The following is a 21,501-nucleotide window of genomic DNA, read 5'->3' on the forward strand; positions in this document are numbered from 1 at the left end:
GTCCTTTACAAAATTCTCTGCTGATTTCTTTTTTGGTGTTGCCATAATTAAAGTTACATTTTTTTATGAAAACACTCCTTTAGTTTCTTTTATAAAATGTCTACTTTTTGCTGACGATTTACATTGAATGAGGAAAGGCACAATTTTGATTAATTGTTAATTTGTTTAATTGTTGAGATGCCGCCGATTTAAGCTTGATAACTTTTGTTTTGCTTGATTTTTCTCCACAGATTTACAGATTATGACTTGATTTGTTGTGCGTAAAATTACGATGATAGCATTAGAAATATACACAGATTCTGAATGTTCTATATTCAGTTGTTTACATTATGTATTTAATTGAAGTAATTTATGCAGGCTGTCTTTCTGTTGTGCATCCCCTTGTCAAGCAAGGGGTGAAAGCAAACTGCTATTTTTAGTTTGGATGTATTGGTTCTCGACTGGGCTTGAACTAACGTGACGTTGGGGTGGTAGAAATATTTGGCTTTGAGATCTCCTTTGTTAGTGATAGATGTATTAAGTTTATTGTATTCTTTTAAGAGATTAAAAGAAACAAAAATCTTCTTATTGCGGTCAAGCTTTAAACGGTCAAAATCTTGTTTGGTGTCTAACCCATCGGAACGATCGCTATGCGACCCGATGTGTTTTAACGACAACTGCACCGTTTTGACACCCGATTAAAGCTTAAATACCGCTTTTGATTCGTGCGGGTTGTATTTATTGTGTTTTCATTTTCACTGAGATATTATGCGTCGTGATTAATAGTTCTTGACTACCGCTTGAACTGACGTTGATTGGCAGTGGTGAAATATTTGGCTTTGAGATCTCCATTGATAGTTGTAGATGCATTTCGGTTTCTCCATACTTTAAGTCTAGGTATTATTTTACTAGCTTGGAAGCCGTGACTCGAGCGGAGCCACTGAACGAAGTTAATCTGACGATTTTTAAAGATAAAAAGTATCAAAAATCTTTTTGTTGCGGTGATCTTTTAAGCGATCTAATTGAACTTTTGAAGCTACATGATCGAAACGGCGCTCTGCACCCCGATAAGCTTGCGCTTCATGCCGTTATTCGACGCTTCCCGATACTCGGGGCAGGCTCCTTAAAAGTTCATACCGCTTTTGATTCGTGTGGATTGATTCTTATGTTTTTTGATTAAGGGGATATTGTTCAAGATGATAACTGGTTCTCGACTATCGCTCGAACTGACAGGTGTTTGAAGTGATAGAAATATCTCGCTTTAAGATCTCAGTTGTTAGTAGTTAATACTTTTCGGTTTCTCTGTTCGTTTATGACTAAAAGAACCAAAAGTCTTTTCTTTTTGGTCTTGCCTCGGTCTAAAATCGGTTAAATAATGTATTACAAGCTAACTAATCGAAACGTAGCAAAGCTACCCGATTAGTTTACGCTTGTTTCAACATTTTAACTGTCGATTTGATACCAATGACGCTTTGATCCGGGTGGATTGACTCATAGTGTTTTTAAGTTTAAATGAGGAATTTGTGACATGGTAACCGGTTCTTGACTGGGCTTAAACTGCAGACCACAGACTCATTGAACGGGATTTGGAGTGGTTGAACTATTTGGTTTTTACAGTTGGAGATTCCGGAACAAGTCCGGAATGACGGTTAAGTGTTAGGAAATAGGGAAATTGAGAAATAAAACTTTTCTTAAGTATAAATCTAAGAGAAATATAAAAACATCACTATATTCGGCTAATCTAAAAAAACATCAGCATTCAATGAATATATACAAAACATCATTATTATTAATTACCCTTCTTATCAGTGCCTTTTGTGCAGCTCAGGAAAACAGCAAATCTTTAACTGTAGGAAAATCTGACGTTTTACATTCGAAAATATTGAAAGAGGATAGGATAATTAACATTTATCTTCCTGAAAATTACCATGAAAGTGACACAGTAAAATATCCTGTAATCTATATTCTTGACGGAGGTATTGAAGAAGACTTTCTGCATATTGTAGGAATTGTTAGGTTTAACACGCAAGACTGGATTGCGCGTTTTCCGCGATCAATAGTTGTAGGCATTGAAGGAAATACCAGAAAACGTGATTTTACATTTGCAGTTAGCAGTATCGATTTTATTGAGAAAGAAGGTTTTTCTAAATCAAGTTTTACGCAGTACGGAGGCTCTGATAAATATATGGATTTCATTGAAAAGGAACTGCAGCCGTACATTAACAAAACCTACAAAACAGAGGCTAAAAAAACAATAATTGGAGAATCTTTAGCCGGATTACTGACTACAGAAATACTTTTAAAGCGACCACACTTGTTTGACGACTATATTATTATAAGTCCAAGTTTATGGTGGGGAGACCGATTGCTTTTAACTGATGCAGAAAACCTATTACATAAAAATCTTTCAAAAAAAGCAAATGTATACCTTGGAGTTCCCAGTAAAGAGGAAGATATAAAAATGTACAATGAAAGCGTACTGTTACAACAGCACCTGAAAAGCAACAAGAGCATTAATCTGATTTTTGACTATATGCCGGAGGAACTTCATTCTACCGTAATTCATCAGTCGGTTTATAACGCATTTAAAAAACTATACCCAAAAACAGCCTATTCAAAATAAGCTATACAGACAACCGGCTGCTGAGACCCGATGTGTTTTAACGACAACTACACCGTTTTGACACCCGCTTAAAGCTTAAATACCGCTTTTTGATTTTTGTGGATTGACTCATAGTGTTTGTAATTTTCAGAGGAGATTATGTAACATGATAACTGCGTCTCGATTCTCGACTACCGCTTGAACTGACGTGGCTTTGTGGTGCAAGAGCTATCTTGCTTCACAATCTCCATTGTGGCAACAGATACATCGGTCTCTCCATACTTTACGTCCAACTATTATTTTACCGCTTGGAAGTCGTGACTCGAGCGGAGCGACTGAAAGAAGTTTAATCTGACGATTTTCAGAGATCAAAAGAAACAAAAATCTTCTTATTGCGGTCAAACTTTAAACGGTCGAAATCTTATTTGTTGCCTAACCCATCGCGGTTAGACAAGCTCACCGGCCACCTGATAAGCCAACGCTTCCGCTATAGCGGGGCTTGTCATGAGTTATTCGACACTCCTCTATAGTGTGATCGGGACAGGCTGCTGAAAATTTAAATACCGCTTTTGATTCGCCTGGGTTGGTTTGATGTGTTTTTATAACTGGTATTTTGGCTACTGTCTATTTCCCACACATGAACAGATTCTGAATGTTGTACATTCCATATTATTCAGCACTAAATTTATACGCAAAATACTCCCCTAACTATTAACCTATATTTGTTTTGGCTACAACAATCTTTGATTCGGTCACACATAGGATTTCATTCTTACTCAACTTTGCATTGTAAATAATTAATCAATTAAAAACAATCAAAAAAATGAGTACAAAAAAAGTATGGTTCGTGACAGGAGCTTCAAAAGGTTTAGGTTTAACATTAGTGAAAAAATTATTGGCAGAAGGTTATTCGGTGGCGGCAACTTCGAGAAATATTACTGAACTTCAAAACGCTATTAGTGAAGAAAATTCAACTTTTCTACCGTTGGAAGTTGATTTGGTGAATGAAAATTCAGTTTCAGAAGCTGTTTCAAAATCAATTGAAAAATTCGGAAATATTGATGTGGTTGTAAATAATGCTGGTTACGGGCAATTGGGAACTTTGGAAGAAATTTCAGACCTCGAAAGCCGTCAGAATTTTGACACCAATGTTTTCGGTTCTTTAAATATCATCAGAAAAACAATGCCTTATTTAAGAGAGCAGAAAAGCGGTTTCATCATTAATATCGCATCAATTGGAGGATTGACGGGTGAATTTGCAGGCTGGGGAATTTATTGTGCCACCAAATTTGCAGTTGTAGGTTTTACCGAAGCTTTGGCGGCGGAAGTTAAAGAATTCGGTGTGAACGCAACCGTTGTTTATCCCGGATATTTCAGAACTGATTTCTTAACAGGCGGTTCACTCAGAACACCGAAAACTGAAATCGAAGAATATACTGTGGCGAGACAACTTCAAGTTGCGCACGAAAAAGACATCAATGGAAATCAACCCGGAAGTCCTGAAAAAGCGTCGGTTGCATTGATAGAATTGGCAGAAATGCAAAATCCTCCGGTTCATTTGGTTTTAGGCTCTGATGCTTTTCAGATTGCTGGAAATAAATTAAATGCACTTCAAAATGAAATTTCTAATTTCAAAACATTGAGTACATCTACAGATTATTAACTTTGTAAAGGCAACAGCCACAAACTGTTGCCTAATTTTGAAATAATGACCAACAGAAAATTATATACAGTCGATACGATTGCCGAATTCCACAGGATTTCAGGATTGCCCAAACCTCAACATCCGTTGATTAGTCTGGTAGATTACAGTTTGGGAATATCAAATCGAAGAATCGGAAATCAGCTGGATTCAGGATTTATATTTTATGGGTTTCAAGCGTGATATTCAAGGGAAACTGCATTATGGTCAGAGTCAATATGATTTTGATGAGGGATTAATGTGTTTTATCGCGCCGAGACAATTGGTGAAGATGATTATCGATAAATCTGGCATAAAACCTTCAGGATACCTTTTGGCTTTTCATCCAGATTTCATTTGGAATACGCCTTTGGCAAAAACCATTAATAATTACAAATTTTTCGGTTATGATGTGAACGAAGCATTATTTCTTTCCGAGAAGGAAGAGGAAACTTTAATCGGTCTTTTCAAAGGAATTGAAAAAGAATATCAGTCAGGAATTGATGAATTCACTCAAAATATTATCATTTCTCAAATCGAGGTTATTCTGAATTACTGCGAAAGATTTTATCAAAGACAATTCATTACCAGAAAAAAGAGTAATCATCAGGTTTTAGACAAATTAGAAAATATTTTGGAGGATTATTTCAAAAATGATGTTATCAACAAAGGTTTGCCAACTGCAAATTATGTCGCCGAATCTCTAAATATTTCAACCAATTATTTAGGAAGCTTGCTAAAATCTCTGACTGGGCAAACGACGCAACAACACATTCACGAAAAGTTAATTCAAAAAGCAAAAGAAAAACTTTCTACGACAGAACTTTCTGTAAGTGAAATCGCTTATGAATTGGGTTTCGAGCATTCTCAGTCTTTCAGTAAATTGTTTAAAGCTAAAACGGATCTTTCGCCTTTGGAATTTCGGAAGTCATTTAATTGACATCAGTAATTCTCATACAACATCCGTCGTTTTGCATACATCAGAGTTTTAATTTCTTCTGAATTTTGTATCTATAAAATTTAACGATATGAAATTGAATCAAGTAAAATTAGGAAGTCAGGGATTAATCGTTCCGAATATCGGTTTGGGATGTATGGGAATGACAGGCTTCGGCGATGCAGATATGTATGGAAAAACCGATGAGCAGGAAGCGATTGCAACTATTCATCGTTCTTTGGAATTGGGTGGAAACTTCCTCGACACTGCAGATTTGTACGGACCTTTTGCGAATGAACGATTGATTGCAAAAGCAATTGAAGGCAATCGTAACGACTACATTATTGCAACAAAATTTGGTTGGGAAATTGATGACAATGAGCAGGTCACTTGGAAAATCAACGGAAGTAAGGATTATGTAAAAAAATCGATTGAACGTTCGTTGAAAAATCTGAAAACCGATTACATCGACCTTTATTATATGCATCGTCTCGATAAAAATGTTCCGATTGAAGAAACGGTTGGAGCGATGAGCGATTTGGTAAAAGAAGGGAAAATTGGGTATATAGGTTTGTCGGAGGTTGGTTCGGAAACCGTGAAAAGAGCGCACGCTGTTCATCCGATTTCGGCAGTTCAAAGTGAATATTCTTTGTTTGAGAGAACCGTTGAAGAGAAAGGCGTAATCAAAACTTTGAATGAATTGGGAATTGGTTTTGTAGCGTATTCTCCACTTGGAAGAGGATTTTTGTCTGGAAATATCAAAACAATTGAAGATTTGCCGGAAAATGATTTCAGAAGAGGAATTCCACGTTTTCAGGGAGAACATTTCCATAAAAATATTGAATTGGTGGAAGCGATTGAAAATTTGGCAAAAGAAAAAGAAACCACATCTTCTCAGTTGGCTTTGGCTTGGATTATCAGCAAAGGAATTTTACCCATTCCGGGGACGAAACGCAGAACTTATCTTGAACAGAATATCGAAGCAAGTAATATCGTTTTAAGCGAATCTGATATTCAAAAGTTGGAAAGTATTGTACCTTTGGGAACGGATACGGGTGCGACTTATGATGAATTTGGGATGGGACTTTTGGATTATTAGTTTTTGCCACGAATACACGAATTTTAGCTTCAGAAATATTTAGACCTTCAAGGTTTTTGAAACCTTGAAGGTTTATTTAAAACGGAATACGATTGCGCGCCGGCTTATCTCACCTCTCTATTTTTTATTTGGAATCGATGAATCACTTCGTTAGGTTTGAACGGAGCTCTTTTTGCGGAACGAAGTGTAGCAAAAAAGCGGGAGTGGAAGACGGATAAAGGCGCCCAAATAATAATTATTACCTTTAATATTTAGAATTTCAAATTATGAACACGATAAAATCTATTTCGGCTTTTCACAGATTGTTGTCGCTTCCGGAACCGAAACATCCGATGGTGAGTGTGGTGAATCTTTCGGAAAGTGTTTTTATTGAAGATGATGTCTGGAAGGGTTTTGTGAGCCGTTATTACTGCGTTGCGCTGAAACGGAATGCGACCGGAAAAATAAAATACGGACAGCAACATTATGATTACGACAAGGGTGTTTTGAGTTTTACGGCGCCAAATCAGGTGCAATATCTCGATTTGAAAACGATGGATTGTGAAAATACGGGTTATCTTTTGATTTTTCACGAAGATTTTCTACTAAAACATTCTTTGGCGAATACGATTTCGTCTTACGGATTTTTCTCTTATGCTGTAAATGAAGCGTTACATTTATCTGAAGATGAGGAAAATGACTTGCTTGAAATTCTGAATAAAATTGATAAGGAATGTCAGCACATAGACCAACATACTCAGGAAATTATTTTGTCGCAGATTGAATTGTTGCTGAATTATTCGAAGCGTTTTTATGAGAGACAATTTATCACGAGAAAAAGTGGAAATCATCAGCTTTTGACGAAGTTTGAAACGTTTTTGAATGATTATTTTGATAAAAATTCTTCTGAAAAAGGATTGTTAACCGTTCATCAAATTGCCGAAGCGATGAATCTTTCTCCAAATTATCTGAGTGACCTTTTGCGCGTTCATACCGGACAAAATACACAGCAACATATCCACGAAAAGCTCATCAGCAAGGCAAAAGAGAAACTTTCTACAACTGAATTATCAGTAAGTGAAATTGCGTATGAACTGGGATTTGAGCATTCGCAGTCATTTTCTACGCTTTTTAAAAAGAAGACGAGTATGTCGCCAGTGGAATTTCGGCAGTCTTTTAATTAGCATAGGTGCGGGGTGTTTGGATGCTTTTACCACAGATTCACAGATTATGACTTGATTTGTTGTGCGTAAAATTACGTTGAAACTTAGAAATACACACAGATTCTGAATGTGTACATTCAGTTAGCCTAAAAATGGGCTCTCGACTACCGCTCTAACTGACGTGGATTTGTGTGGTGCAAGAGCTATCTTGCTTTGCAATCTCTATATCAGTAACAGATACGCTTCGGTTTTTCTCTTCTTTTAATAGACTAAAAGAAGCAAAAGTCTTTTTTTTTTTGCTCTTGCCTCGGTCTAAAATCGGTTAAATAATGTCTTCCAAGCTAACTAATCAAAGAGTAGCGAAGCTACCCGATTAGTTTAAACTTGTTTCAACAATTTAACGTTCGATTTTATACCAATGGAGCTTTGATTCTCGATATATATAATAATTTGTTTTTGATATTTATTTTTTTTGGTTCTCGACTATCGTTCGAGCTGACTGTAGGTAGACAGGCTCAATGACCGGGATTTGTAGTTAAATAAATATTTAGGTTACCTATTGGAGACATATCGACAGGCTGGATATCATCTCTTAAGAGGTGATAATAACCAAGCCCGCTGTGACGCATGATAATTGCAAATCTTTATAAAATAAATTCAGCCGATGTACCTACTTAGCATAAAGAATACTAATGTGAATAATACACATGTCCTAAGATTACGCCATTTAATATTTGGAAGGTTAAAAGAATAAAATACTTTGTTTTATTAAGTTTTTAAACAAGCAACATCTTTCAATTAATTACCTATCGTATTTTTAGAATGTCCGTTTTCGAGTTTTAACTGTTTAATATAATCGAGCGGACTATTATTCATTTCTGTTTTAAACTGACTGCTAAATGCTTTTGCATTAGGGAAACCGTAAATAAAGGAAATCTCTTGAAGCGTTTTTTTTCGGAGGCTTTTGCTGGTTTTAAGATCTGCGACTACTGCTGCTACCCGTAATTTACTTAAATAGTTATTGTAGCCACCTTTATGAGTGTTTAGGAAGTTTGAAAGTGTAGTGCGGTTGGTACCAAACTGTGCAGCTAACTGTTCTAGCGTAATTGTTTTTTTAAACTCTTTTTTTGCTTCAAACAGCTTAAATTCGCGCATTAAACGTTTCTCTGTTGAAGTTAATATTATAGAGTTATCTTGCTCTTTTTGATCGGATACAGTATACTTATTTTTATCTGTATCGTTTTGTAAATCTGCCTTATCTGTGAGATCTTCTTCGGTTACACCGACATTTACTACAGTATCATTCTTAGAAAACGTGCTATTTGGATTAAAATCTGCGGGTACCTTTTTATTTTGAAGTTTACGTACAAAAAAAGCACCTGCGACTATAGAAGCACTTCCAAAAACAACCAGCCATAAGACCACCGGAATTTTATTGTTATTTTTCAACTGTTTCTGTAAAGCAATCTTTTCTGCCTGTAACTCATTTGTTTCGAGCTGGTAATGCAGGACATCAGTAAGATACTGCTGTTCTTTCTCGAACTGCTGGTTTAATGCGATAAGGCTTTCCGTAGCCTGCAGCTGTAATTCTGTCTGCCCGCTATCTTTATAATACATACGTAGATAATCATAAGCCTCGCGCAACTCGTAATTTAAAAATTTCTTATCCTTAAACAATTCATCTATTTTGGTAAAGTATGTTATTGCTTTTTCTTTCTGGTTTTGTTCCCATCTTATTTTTCCCAAATATAGATATATCATATGTATGTTGGTAATATCTTCATTTTTCTGTATTTCTTTCAAAGCACTTTCAAAATAACCTTCTGCCACAGTGTAATCTTTTTGAAGAAAGGCTCCACCACCTTTTATATAGTTAATATAAGCTGCTTCCATTATTCTATCTTGTGGTTTTAGACCAGGCAACATTTTTTCGCTTTCATTAATAACGTTTTTAAGAGCCACAGGTTCATTTAATATCCAGTAACATTTACCTAAGCTGTATAAACTGCTTACATACCCCTGAACATGATTGTAATTGTGAGAAGTTTTGTAGTAATTCTTTGCCAATAAAAAATATTGCTTTGCTTTTTCATAATGCTGTGTATGAAAATAAATATTACCAATTGTAATACGTGCAGCATTTAAATTATAATGATTGTTGGTTTTTTCATTAAATTTTTCTGCTTGGATGGCATAGTCCAGTGCTTCTTTAAAATGTCTGTTTTTATAGTACAACGTGGTGCTGCGGTTATAAAAACGACCTTGTAAACTATCGTTTTTAAGACTTTGAACCAACGGATTCATTTTATGCAGTAATATTACAGCCTGATTAAAGGGTAAGAGATATGTTTTTTTTTCTAGCGCACGATATTCTTCGTAACTATTCTTTTCTGAGTGCGCTTTTTCAATGTAACTGTCTAAATAAAACAGTTTTTTTTCTTTAGCAACGGTATCGGAATCTATCAAGAGCCACAATTTATCATAAGCACCAAATTTTGACTGCGCATAAATAATGGAAGGCAGGGTAAAAATGGTACATAATACAATAACAAATAATATTTTTTTGGGCAAAATCATCAATTCTTATGTGGTTTGTCATAACAAAAATACTAAAAAAAGATCACTTTTAAAACTTACTCAATAATCTGTAAATAAATAACATACAAAAATTAAAATGGTAAATTATACAAAAAAAAACGTTTTGCCTGATGGCAAAAAAGTACATTTTTTTTATTTCTTATTTTTTTGCCAATCACTTTAGCGAAAATCAGCCACATTTGTTAAACAACAAATGCTACCCGGGCAGCACCATTAAAAATCCGAAAACAAATGAGACATTTTTTTTTATGGGCTGTAGCAATTTCAGCTTTATGCAGTTCATGTGAAACTGCCGATGAATCTATTTTTGAAAACCAGAAGGCATCTGACGTGAAGTTGGAAAATAATCATCGTACATTAAGTGATTATGACTTATACACAAGCGTTGTAAGTAGCTTTGAGTATAATAAAACACAGTCGCACTACAACAATCAGCTAGAGTTTGAACAGCATGTAAATAATTCCGTACTAAACGGCAGTACTTACGAAGCTATTAACTTTGCCCGTTTAAGTACGTTGGAACATACCGACGCCACTTTTGTAAGCCAGCTTATGTATTCAACCAATACAAAAGCTGCTATTGTTGGAATACTTAATGGAACCTTTATTATAGGTAACCTGACATTAATAACCGATACAGACGAACAAAACTTAATTATGACACTTTATGCTTTACACAATGATGGGAACGGTGACGATGAATGGAAAAATAATAGAACTATTGCGTTTGCGTACGGTGCCCAGCATAACCTTACACAGGCAATACTTTATGCAGGTACAGTAAATTTGGTACAATATAAGAATTAATAAAAAGTACACGATTAGTAAATTAAACACAAAAACGTATAACAATATTTAACTTTTTGTTTCGGAGGCCGGTGGTCCGGAATACCGGTTTACGAAACAGAACCTAACATTGTAATTATTATTACAACAGTTGAACAAAATATATTGTTCATTAAAAGTTTATAAGAAGGAAAAGATCGCCAATAATTTACCGATCCCGTACATAACACAAAGTTCTATGTGAGGGTTCTTAAAAAGCGTAGGACCTTCCTTTATATTTAGTTTGATATTTTAAATAATTCTCTTTGGAGCTCATTCTAAAATTGATCAGTATGCAGGTAAATTTTTTATTAAACGAAAAAACAATACACAGGGAGATATATAACCATTTATCGGTTTCTGCTAATAGATTTAACACAAAAACTCAGACAGCACCTTTTAAAATTTCTGAAAAAGCAGTGCTGCCAGATAAAAAAGAAATTACGGAGAAAATTATATTATTAGAGCATATTGTTAAAACACTTGAGAAAAAGGTGCGTGATTTAAGAGAATACACCAATTCTTTAAAGACTGTTGCCCCCGGCAAGGGTGTATAGAGAAGACAATAAAAAAATTATTAAACATCTTATGTTGCTTACCCCAACCACACGTGCGTTGTTAGTTTAACACGTGTGGTTTTATTTAAACATACAGCTTGCTTTAAAACCATATTGTTATTTAACCTATTGGTAAATATACTTTATGATCGTACAATTACAGTAATTATAACTGTAGAAAGATAATACAACGAACCTCCGGATCATTTCTGGGAATATAATTTAGATGAGTACGGTAAATTTAAACCGAAAACGCGTATCCAACTTATGGATCTTTTAACAATGTATATTTATTATCTGCGTATTGTATAAGAAACCCATAGACTTCCTAATGTCTATGCTTATACAAACATCTCTGTGGCGTAAGCCACCTGTAACTATTATAAACTTTATAACAAATTAACATGAAAAAATTAATTTTCACCTTGCTAACAGCAACGTTTATATTCATTTCTTGTGATTCAGAATCTGCATTTAATGAAACAGAAAATCAAACTACACAAAACACAACGATGTCTGCTAAAGCTTCACCAGGTTTGGAAAGCTTAAGAAAATCGGCACTTACTGACATTAATCAGGGAGGTACTGTATATTACAGTAACCAAAGAGGTATTACCTTTACTACCAAAACAAAAGGATCTATTGTGATACCTCCCGGTTCTATCACAACAAAAGATGGTAAACCTATTAACGGAAATATCAAGATTGAATATATTGAGATCTTTAACAGAGCTAAAATGGTTGTAACAAATAAACCAACCGTTGCAAATTTGCCGACAGGGCAAAAAGGTTTCCTTGTGACGGGAGGAGAATTCTACTTGGATATAACATATAACGGTCAGCAAGTTAATGTTGCTACACCGATAAAAGTAAATATTAACACCAACAACTCTAATGCCAATCCAATAAATATGGCACTTTGGAATGGTGCTATAGACCCCAATGGTGATCTAACATGGAACGGGGCAACTACCAATGATTTAGAGTTTGCAGTAGACGGTGCCGTGTTTGGAGGAAAAGGAGGAACAGGTGTTTATGATGTGCTTATAAAAGATTCTGGTAGCTTTGGCTGGTGTAATATTGACAGACTTATGAGCTGGCCGGGAACTAAGGTAAAACTTAAAGTAACACCGCCTGCCGGTTTTAATCAAAGTAATTCTTCTGTATATCTGGCTGTAGAAGGTGAAGACAATATGCTTGCGCAGTTTGATATGTTTTACAGTGCTACAAATACTTTCGAAGAACACACAGGACTTGTTCCAGTAGGTCTGGACTGTCATATTATTTTTGTAGGTGAACAAAGTGGTAACTACGTATACCATATCATTTCTGCCCCTATTTCCAGTACAGGTACATATACAGTGCCATCGAGCGGACTAACAACAACAACGAATTATGGACAGGTGGAAACAGCCATCTTGGCATTACCTTAAACCGATATTTGATCAAAAAAAAGTGTAAAATTTAAATTTATGATAATTAACACTGTTGTATTAATGAAAGAAATACAAAACGATGACTTTATTAGCTAATTTAAAAAGGCATTCCTGAAATATTAGTGGTATTAAGTAAAATATAAATTTTGTATTTTTAATGGCGGTTAATTAGAGAGTATATGAGTTTAAGAACCTGTAAGTTTATTGACTTGCAGGTTTTTATTTGCTGCAAAATTGCAGAGTTTTAAAAATTTTCATAATTCTGTGGCAATTAGAACAATCTGATTTCTAGTAAATAAAATCTACAATGACGATTTTAAAATAAGTCTTCGATTTCAGATGAAAAGAAGCAAAAATTTCTTCTTGCCACGATCTTTTGCTGTAATACCTTTTACAAATAAAAAAGCGCCGTATTTTCATAAAGCGCTTTTATTTTAATAATTCAATTTAAGACCTAATCCAAAGCCCATATCACTGTCGTAATGTGTTCTAAGACTGACATTCCGATTTAGAATATAGCTTAATTCGCCCATGTATTCCCTATCGGTATTTACCATAAGTCCGGCACGTATTCGTTTTGAAACAGGGATGTCTTCGCGCATTAATTGCAATCTAACATTTCCGTCGTGATAAACTTCGGCCTGAAAATTAACCAGCATAGGCAGGGTATAAACAAAGCCGGTACTTAATAAAGCTCTTTCATCTTTGGTGTTTTTTTTACCAAAAAGATTTTTTTCAACTTCGTGATGTCCCATTTTCCGGTAACGCCAATCAAAACCTACAAATACCTGGAACCATTGATTGCGGCCTAAAAACCGACCCAAATGAGTTTCAACTTCATAGCCATGCTTATCGTTATATCCCAAAGCCCACTCTGAATTTAGCGCCCAACGTGCATTTTGCAGCATTAACATTCCGTCGTTCCCGTTCGTTGCAAAATCGTTTTCGACCATAAAATGCGTCATATTACTTTCGTGCTGCAACATTTTATAAGCTTTTTCTTTATTAGGTAGTGAGGGATTTGTGTAATTTCCGACTTGGAACACACGGTTCATTCCCGCCATCATGTGGTACAGAATATGGCAGTGAAAAAACCAGTCGCCTTCTGTATTCGCCTGAAATTCTATTACATTTGTTTCCATAGGCATGATATCCAACACATTTTTTAATGGTGAATACGCACCGTTTTTATTGATTACCCGAAAATCGAAACCATGTAAATGCATGGGGTGACGCATCATTGAATTGTTGTACAACGTTATACGCAGAATCTGCCCTTTTTTAACGGGAATTTTATCTGTTTCGGACATAACCTTATCATCCATACTCCACACATACCGGTTCATGTTTCCGGTTAACTTGAATTGCAATTCTTTTACAGAAGCATGTGTTGAAAGTTCTGTATTTTCGGTTGATTTCAACATTCCGTAGTTTAATGTTGTGATATTTGACGACGAATTTCCATGTAAGGAATGATCGATTCCACTGCTTTCCGAATGTCCCATTTTCTGATCTTCTTCTTTAGAAACTTCCGATTTTTTTGAGATTTTGTTTTTGGTTTCGCCCGTAATTTCAGGATACATTACAGTATTCATATCCATTTGCTGCAAACTCATTTTCATGCCCATATCGTTCATTGTTCCGTCTGAATTCATCATATCGTTCATCATCTTCATTCCTTCAAAATATTTCAACTTGGGAAGCGGTTCGATCAATTGTTTTCTGCCCTCACCAATAAAGAGAGAAGCTGAAGAAGTTCTGTCTTCTGAAGTTGCCTGAAATTCATACGAAATTCCTTTTTCGGGAATTGTCACCACCACATCATAGGTTTCGGAAACACCGATAATCAAACGATCTACAGTAACAGGTTCGACATCGTTTCCATCGTTTGCCACCACTGTTATTTTTCCGCCGGCATAACGCAGCCAAAAATAAGTTGAAGCGCCACCGTTTGAGATTCTCAACCGGACTTTATCGCCTGCCTTAAATTGTTTTAGCTGACTTTCGGAAAATGCATTTATTAAAAACCTTTCATAATAAACATCGCTCACATCCATTGCCAGCATGCGTTTCCATTCGTTTGTGAGTTTTGTTTTAAAATGTCCGGCCCGGACTGCTTCTGCATAACTTTGCGTTGATCCTTTTTTAATTGCAAACCAGTCATTTGCATTATGTAACATTCGTTGAACGTTTCCTGGTTTTAAATCGGTCCATTCACTCAACATAACCGGTACCGCAGGCAAATCATCAATCCCTTTTCTAAAAGCCACATCACTTTCCCGTTTTTTTAAAATCATAGATCCGTACATGCCGATTTGTTCCTGATATCCGGAATGACTGTGATACCAATGTGTACCGTTTTGAATAATTGGAAACGAATACGTATAAGTTGTTCCCGGCTGAATATGCATTTGCGTAAGTAAAGGAACGCCGTCTTCTTTATTAGGAAGCCACAGTCCGTGCCAATGCAACGAAGTGCTTTCTTTTAATTGGTTGTGAACGCGAATAACCGCCGTATCACCTTCGGTAAAAACCAATGTAGGCATTGGGATTTGACCATTTACCGAAATTGCCCGTTTTTGTTTTCCCGAAAAATTAACAATGGTGTCGCGAACGAACAAATCATATTCCACCCGTTTTTGCGCGTGCAGATTAACAGAAAAAACAAACGCAATTACCGCATAAAACCAATGCTGAATTCTAAAATGTGCTTTCATGATACCAGACTATTTTAAAGTTTCTACTGTACTTCCGCACGAAAGCATCTGGTTTCCGTAAAACGGATTTTTTATAGCCGAATCTTTACTCAACCAATTAGATCCGCCTTCAAACATTGGGCAATTTTGGTAATAAACGGCAGATTTTAATTTTGCATTTTTTGCTAATTTATACATGGGCTGTGTAAGTTCGGCGAAAAATTTACGTTGTTTTTTAATGTCTTTTTCCTGAATGATTTTATGGGTAAGATTTGATAAAGACGTTAGATTTTGTGAAGAAGGAGTTTCTTTTAATGTATTATCCAATATCTTTTTAAACAGCGTAGCTTGTTTTAAAATTTCGGACTGATCTGCCTGTACAAAAGCATCTTTCATATTAAAATATGCATTCAATACCAGATCTGATTTATCATCGGCGTGCATTTCATGATCTTCATGAAGCGTCTGAGTGTGCGATTGAATTTTAGACTGATTATGCGTGCTATTTGAATGTACAGAATGATCTGCCGCTTTTTTATCGCGCGTGTACTTGCAATCTGCTGCCAGTTTTTCGTACACATTATCAGGAGCGAAATATTGTTCGTTATCAAAGCCGGACAAAGCGATCTTTTTTAGAATTGCTTCGGCAGTTGTTTTAGTATTATCAAATTTAATTGTTGCAATACCTTCATCAGTATTGTATGAAACTGTGGAAATTCGTTTTTGATTTCCAGCACTTTCTATTATTTCTTTTGAAGAAACGCATTTTGCTTTTACCTTGAACGTTTTAGTTTCGGCATTTTTTATTTGAGCAAAAACCGTAGCACATGAGAACAAACCCATTGTTACCAATAAATATATTTTTTTCATTTTTAGAAATTTAAATTTTATAAAATCCCTTTTACACCTTTATTAAAAAGACGCAATTAGGGCTGGCAATTATAAATTTAAACTTATTTTAGGCGGTTGCCAAACAGCCAAAAAATGACTTTTTACATGAAGATTTACAAATGTATTGGGTTGTTGCCTGATGTTAAGAACAGAAGATTGTAGATTGAAATCTTGTTTAATTTCAGAAAATAAAACAATGTTATTAATCATTTTAGAACAACAATCATTTTCTTTACATGCATTGTTCTTAGAAGCTGTCTTTTTTTCGCAACAACTTTTCATTTGTGATGGAGATGGGCAACATGAAACGGTTTTTTCTAAAGGCTGAATATGTGCAAAAGCATTAACCGTTGTTAAAAAACAACTGAATAATACGAGCATCATTATTTTAAAAAACCGAATCATGTTTACAAAATTAGGAACATATTTGACTTAGTTGCCGACTTTAACTTTTTGACAACTAAAAAGCCTTCCGAAGAAGGCTTTTATTAATTTGATTTTTATTCGGTGTACAAACCGAACATCATAATCAACCGGTCGTTATTATAAAAATTTAAGGTTTGATCTGCAACATCGAAATTCACTGTTGCATCTGACAAATATTTTAATATTTTGCTTTCAATTTCTGAAGTTTCCTGATCTAAACATGCCATACGGGTAGAACCTAAACCTTTAAAGGTAATGGTCTTTTCTGTTGTTGAATACGTTCCGAAAAAGTTATTGCATCCGCTGTTTCCGTTTACTTTTTTGTTCTTAGCATCGAATTGAATAAAGGATTTTCCATAATCCTGACCTACATTTTCCAACATGATCAGCTTCCATTTTTTTCCATCGATAAACGACCAAATATCGTTTTCTGTCGGAATATTGAATTCCATTACCACTTCTTTGCTATTTGCTTTTTTGAATTTCACAACTGAACCAGCCGTTTCAATATCAAAGTTCTTACTTTCTAACATTTTTAAAAACTCTGCTTCCAAACGCATACTCTCTTCATCACATGCCATTAAAGTTCCCATTCCCGGCGTAACCTCCAGCTTATCTCCATTTAATTTGTACGAAGCCGAAAAACGATTGCAGCCACTTTTGCCAGACATCTTATCATCATTTAAAGTAAAATAAACGCTTGCGTTATCAACCTTTTTTCCGTTGATTTTAGAAAGAACCATTTTTTTGTTCAGAATATATGAATTCTTTACCGTTGTTGACTTTACTTTCTTTTTACTAACCACTTTTTTAAGTTTATAGGTATACGCCGAAGCATCAGCAGGTAAGTTTCCTTCGCGTTTGCTTTTTTCCACCTTTAATTTGTAACGATATCCCGGTTCAAAATCAAATCCTTCAATATTTTCATAAAAGTATGTCCATTCTTTTTCTTTACCTGTTTTAACCTGTAAACATTCCATAGGACCAACGCCTGTGCAGTGAACTTTACTTTCTTTTACCTGCATTTTAATTGTTTCTTGGGCAAGCGCCATTGAAGCAACACTAAAAAACAGCACTAACATTTTTAAACTTTTCATATCTTTTCTTTTTACTGTTGTTCCAAATAACCAATACCGTGCCAGTATTGAGATTACGTTATATAAACAAATCAACTTAAATAGAAATATCTAGGATTAAGCAATTATTCCCTACGGTGTAGTGATAAAGCTGCAAGCCCCTTTTAGGCACCTATACCCGAGACAACTGCAATGAAATAACACCGGTAGACTTTCATTTTGCTTACCTTTTCTTAAAGAAAATGCTTTGTCGTTTTGGTAATTTTTATTACGGTGACATTTTTATAAACAAATGTTTTGCTTGATTTTTTTCACGTATTTAATTTAAAAATTTTTCGGCTCTAGATTAAGATCGAAATGATGGAGTTTATAATGTGATACTTTTTTTATTGAAACTCCGAATCTACTTTGCAAAACAATTAGCAATTACAATTCGGAGTAATTTATTATTTACTGTAACAACATTTTTTTAATTTACTATTTAAACAACTTACCTACAATATTTCCAATTTCAACGAAATCGCCATGGTTGTTTACCGATCTTTCTTCGGTATTATCAACTTCAGTTCCGTGGTACGGATATACCAGCAGATAGTTTTTATCAAGAAAATCGCGGTTAAGTAATGCCGGCATACGGCTCATTTGCGGAAAATAAGATGCCATGCCTCTTTTTGCCATTAACATAATCAATCCCTGATTGTCGCCAATGTCCGACAATATCGCTTCTACTTCTTTCCAAGAATTAATTTCGTTAAATTCCGCTTCAATATTTACTTTTTTAATTACTCTTTTAAGAATTCTGATAGAAGATGCAGTTGCATAAAAATCGACCTTCGCACCTGTATTTCGGGCAATATTCCATACACGAAGCAGGCAATGGAAAAATCCCGGTTCCAAATGCGATTTTGACGGTATTATTACAATCTGTCTTTTAATGGTTGCAATAGGTTGCGCAGCATGGTAAACAAACACATTTGTTTGCTTGCTTTGCAGATAACCATTGTATAGGTTGTAAACAAAAGACGAAGAAAATTCCCTACCTTTTTCCAAACCAATAACCAAATCTGTAACTTTTTTTTCTTTAATTACGTTGTTAATTCCGTTTACTACATCGCTGTCGTATCGAGTTAATGGCGTTAAAACCTCATCGGCTGCTGAAGCTTTTATAACAGCATCGTGCAGTATTTTTTCGGCGTTTTTTACCGATGAATCATTTTTTTCTTCGTTGATAACATTCAGCGCAAAGAGTCCGTCTTTATTACTTTTAGATTTTATGATCACCGCCAGATTCACCATAGAATCAACAGTATCCATATAATTAACAGCCAGCAGTACATTTTCCTTATCGTCTGTTTCACCTGCAACCGTATCTTCTTTATCAGCTTCTGCAATTTTTTCTGCACTTGCAAGCGATATAAACGACGAAATGGTACAAGAAACAAGAATAAGCAGGATGCTTCCGTTCAATACATGTTCATTTAAAAGTCGGACAGGTTCGCCTGCTGCGGTTTCAGAAATGATAATATTGTATCCCACCATCACCGCTGCCAGTGTAGCAGCAGCCGAAGCCGAACTTAATCCAAAAATAAGTTTCCCCTGTTCTTTATTCAGCTTGAAGGTTTTGCGAGTTAAAACTGCTGCAATGTATTTTCCGGCAATGGAAGCAACCAGCATAATGGAAGCAACGGTAATAGTATCCCAACTTTTGAAAAACACACTGAAATCGATCAGCATACCTACACTTATCAGAAAGAACGGAATAAATATGGCATTCCCCACAAATTCTACCCTATTCATTAACGAAGAGGTATGCGGAATAAGCCTGTTAAGCGCCAAACCTGCAAGGAATGCACCAATGATGGCTTCAACCCCCGCTACTTCTGCAAGCAACGCCGCAAGGTAAATCATTACCAAAACAAAAATATACTGTGATATTTTATCTTTTACGTTCTTAAAAAACCAGCGTGCAATGATTGGAAAAACCAAGAGAACAATTAATCCGAACACTAGAATGGAAAGCGACAATCTTATCCAGAATTCGGTTCCTACTTCACCTTGCGCCATTCCCACACAGGCAGCCAATACTAAAAGCGCCAGAATATCGGTAATCATGGTTCCGCCAACTGCAATGTTTACAGCTAGATTTTTCGCAACCCCAATTTTACTCACCAACGGATAGGCAATCAAGGTATGCGATGAAAAAAGACTGGCAAATAGTACAGATGTAAGCAGGTTAAACTGCAACAGATAATATGCCCCGACAAACCCGAGGATAAACGGCACTATAAACGTATAGATACCAAAACCCATACTTTTCCATTTATTCTTTTTAAAATCGCCCATGTCAATTTCCAATCCGGCTAAAAACATAATGTACAGCAAACCGGTTGTTCCGGTAACCACAATACTGCTGTCCCGCGCCAATACATTGAAACCGTTGGGGCCAATAGCGGCACCGGCAATAATAAGTCCTAACAAATGTGGCACTTTAATTTTATTTAAAAGCAACGGCGCAAAAAGTATAATGATAAGCAGCAGCAGAAACTTTAACACAGGATCTGCAATGGGTAGCGATACGTTTTGAATACTAAGAAGTAACATTTACGGTCTATTTTTATTGTTTTTTATTAGAAGAAGGTCTAGTAAACTCTACAGTAAATTTAGCTGTACAGTCGTTATCTATGGTAATTGTATGAATGCCTTTCATTTTATCGGGCATTATTTCGTTCAATGTGGTCTGCATAGCAACCTTTTTACTAACAGAAGGATCGGTTTTAAAGGAAAGAACAATATTATTTCCTGAAAAAGTGGCATTGTATGTACGAACAATCTGGTTTTTATTATTCAGCAGATCTGCATACAGATTAAGCGAATCGCTTTTAAATTCCCAGGTATCCACCCTTTGATCACCAATGACATAATCACTGCAGTCTGATTCTGTACAAACCAATCTGCCGTTCCATCTTCCGGCAAGGTGCTGTGGCCAGAATTTCACCACAGAACTCAAAGAATCATTTACCAATCTTAACGAATCTGCTTTCACGATACTGTCTTTCATCTGTAATAATTCATGGTATTCTTTTTCTACATTGGCAAAAGAATCAATCCGTAACTGCAGATCAAGTTCGCGTTGTCGCAGTTGGTCTTCCCTGTTTTTACCGTTACAACCAACGAGCAGAAATATACTTAAAAGAAATGTTAGGAAAGGGAATGTACTCTTCATTATACTTACTTTTTACGATTAAAATAGGAGTTATAATCTGTAAGATACAAAAAATATTGAGTTTAAAAAAAGGGAATGGGATAATAGAAATTTTGTTTAGTATTAACGGGATTTTAGTAGAAGAGCTATTTGAATTTTACCTATTGCAGATATCTCGTCGGACTCTAGCTGACGGAAGTTTGGAGTGTGACAAATATTTAAGTTTTACATGTTGGAAATATCTCGACAAGATCGACATTAAAAATTGTTGGGAAATGAGAAATAGGAAAGTGAAAATTTGGGAATCAATCGAGGTGTAGACGGCACATAAACATTTATAGTGCATAGATAAAA

At 35.4% G+C, this 21,501-nt stretch carries 16 protein-coding genes; 9 read left to right on the forward strand and 7 right to left on the reverse strand.

What is annotated here, in order from left to right:
• Positions 1-1,741: 1,741 nt before the first annotated feature.
• The 6 genes from F0460_RS11710 (at position 1,742) to F0460_RS11730 (ending at position 7,461) form a co-directional block, all read left to right on the forward strand.
• On the forward strand, positions 1,742-2,602 hold the full coding sequence (locus F0460_RS11710) for an alpha/beta hydrolase (protein WP_150013446.1): 861 nt from the start codon (positions 1,742-1,744) through the stop codon (positions 2,600-2,602).
• Between the two features lie 802 nt (positions 2,603-3,404).
• Positions 3,405-4,244: an SDR family NAD(P)-dependent oxidoreductase gene (locus F0460_RS11715; RefSeq protein ID WP_150013448.1), complete on the forward strand. Its 840-nt coding sequence runs from the start codon at positions 3,405-3,407 to the stop codon at positions 4,242-4,244.
• A gap of 45 nt (positions 4,245-4,289) precedes the next feature.
• A complete protein-coding gene (locus F0460_RS16400; RefSeq protein ID WP_317132148.1) occupies positions 4,290-4,466 on the forward strand; it encodes a hypothetical protein in 177 nt (58 codons plus the stop codon).
• A complete protein-coding gene (locus F0460_RS11720; protein WP_317132149.1) occupies positions 4,450-5,202 on the forward strand; it encodes a helix-turn-helix domain-containing protein in 753 nt (250 codons plus the stop codon). Before F0460_RS16400 ends, F0460_RS11720 begins: the two co-directional genes overlap by 17 nt.
• A gap of 88 nt (positions 5,203-5,290) precedes the next feature.
• Entirely contained in the window at positions 5,291-6,298 is a 1,008-nt protein-coding gene (locus tag F0460_RS11725) for an aldo/keto reductase (protein WP_150013450.1), read from the forward strand.
• Between the two features lie 266 nt (positions 6,299-6,564).
• Positions 6,565-7,461 (forward strand): helix-turn-helix domain-containing protein, encoded by an 897-nt coding sequence (locus tag F0460_RS11730; protein WP_150013452.1) that lies wholly within the window; start codon positions 6,565-6,567, stop codon positions 7,459-7,461.
• 777 nt (positions 7,462-8,238) lie between these two features.
• On the opposite strand, the gene F0460_RS11735 is transcribed toward F0460_RS11730, so the two are convergent.
• Positions 8,239-10,011 (reverse strand): helix-turn-helix domain-containing protein, encoded by a 1,773-nt coding sequence (locus tag F0460_RS11735; RefSeq protein ID WP_190304147.1) that lies wholly within the window; start codon positions 10,009-10,011, stop codon positions 8,239-8,241.
• A 258-nt stretch (positions 10,012-10,269) separates the two neighbouring features.
• Here F0460_RS11735 and F0460_RS11740 point away from each other — a divergent pair, with 258 nt between their 5' ends.
• The 3 genes from F0460_RS11740 to F0460_RS11750 all read left to right on the forward strand — a co-directional run bounded on the left by F0460_RS11740 (position 10,270) and on the right by F0460_RS11750 (position 12,853).
• Positions 10,270-10,845 (forward strand): hypothetical protein, encoded by a 576-nt coding sequence (locus F0460_RS11740; protein ID WP_150013456.1) that lies wholly within the window; start codon positions 10,270-10,272, stop codon positions 10,843-10,845.
• Between the two features lie 311 nt (positions 10,846-11,156).
• Positions 11,157-11,420 (forward strand): hypothetical protein, encoded by a 264-nt coding sequence (locus tag F0460_RS11745; RefSeq protein ID WP_150013458.1) that lies wholly within the window; start codon positions 11,157-11,159, stop codon positions 11,418-11,420.
• 512 nt (positions 11,421-11,932) lie between these two features.
• Entirely contained in the window at positions 11,933-12,853 is a 921-nt protein-coding gene (locus F0460_RS11750; RefSeq protein WP_223810809.1) for a hypothetical protein, read from the forward strand.
• A 437-nt stretch (positions 12,854-13,290) separates the two neighbouring features.
• Here the strand turns inward: F0460_RS11750 and F0460_RS11755 are convergent, their stop codons facing one another.
• From F0460_RS11755 to F0460_RS11780, 6 genes are all read right to left on the reverse strand, one after another.
• Positions 13,291-15,573: a multicopper oxidase domain-containing protein gene (locus tag F0460_RS11755; protein ID WP_150013462.1), complete on the reverse strand. Its 2,283-nt coding sequence runs from the start codon at positions 15,571-15,573 to the stop codon at positions 13,291-13,293.
• A gap of 9 nt (positions 15,574-15,582) precedes the next feature.
• Positions 15,583-16,422 carry a DUF3347 domain-containing protein gene (locus tag F0460_RS11760; RefSeq protein WP_150013464.1) on the reverse strand — a complete coding sequence of 280 codons (840 nt, stop codon included), beginning with the start codon at positions 16,420-16,422 and terminating at the stop codon, positions 15,583-15,585.
• Positions 16,423-16,491: 69 nt separating this feature from the next.
• The gene (locus F0460_RS11765) at positions 16,492-16,827 is read right to left on the reverse strand and encodes a hypothetical protein (protein WP_150013466.1); all 336 of its coding nucleotides are present in this window, start codon (positions 16,825-16,827) and stop codon (positions 16,492-16,494) included.
• A 116-nt stretch (positions 16,828-16,943) separates the two neighbouring features.
• The gene (locus tag F0460_RS11770) at positions 16,944-17,966 is read right to left on the reverse strand and encodes an META domain-containing protein (RefSeq protein WP_150013468.1); all 1,023 of its coding nucleotides are present in this window, start codon (positions 17,964-17,966) and stop codon (positions 16,944-16,946) included.
• Between the two features lie 456 nt (positions 17,967-18,422).
• Positions 18,423-20,546 (reverse strand): cation:proton antiporter, encoded by a 2,124-nt coding sequence (locus F0460_RS11775; RefSeq protein WP_150013470.1) that lies wholly within the window; start codon positions 20,544-20,546, stop codon positions 18,423-18,425.
• A gap of 13 nt (positions 20,547-20,559) precedes the next feature.
• The gene (locus tag F0460_RS11780) at positions 20,560-21,168 is read right to left on the reverse strand and encodes a hypothetical protein (protein WP_150013472.1); all 609 of its coding nucleotides are present in this window, start codon (positions 21,166-21,168) and stop codon (positions 20,560-20,562) included.
• Between the last annotated feature and the right edge of the window lie 333 nt (positions 21,169-21,501).

The sequence above is a fragment of the Paenimyroides baculatum genome (genome assembly GCF_008629655.1).
Classification (GTDB): domain Bacteria; phylum Bacteroidota; class Bacteroidia; order Flavobacteriales; family Flavobacteriaceae; genus Flavobacterium; species Flavobacterium baculatum.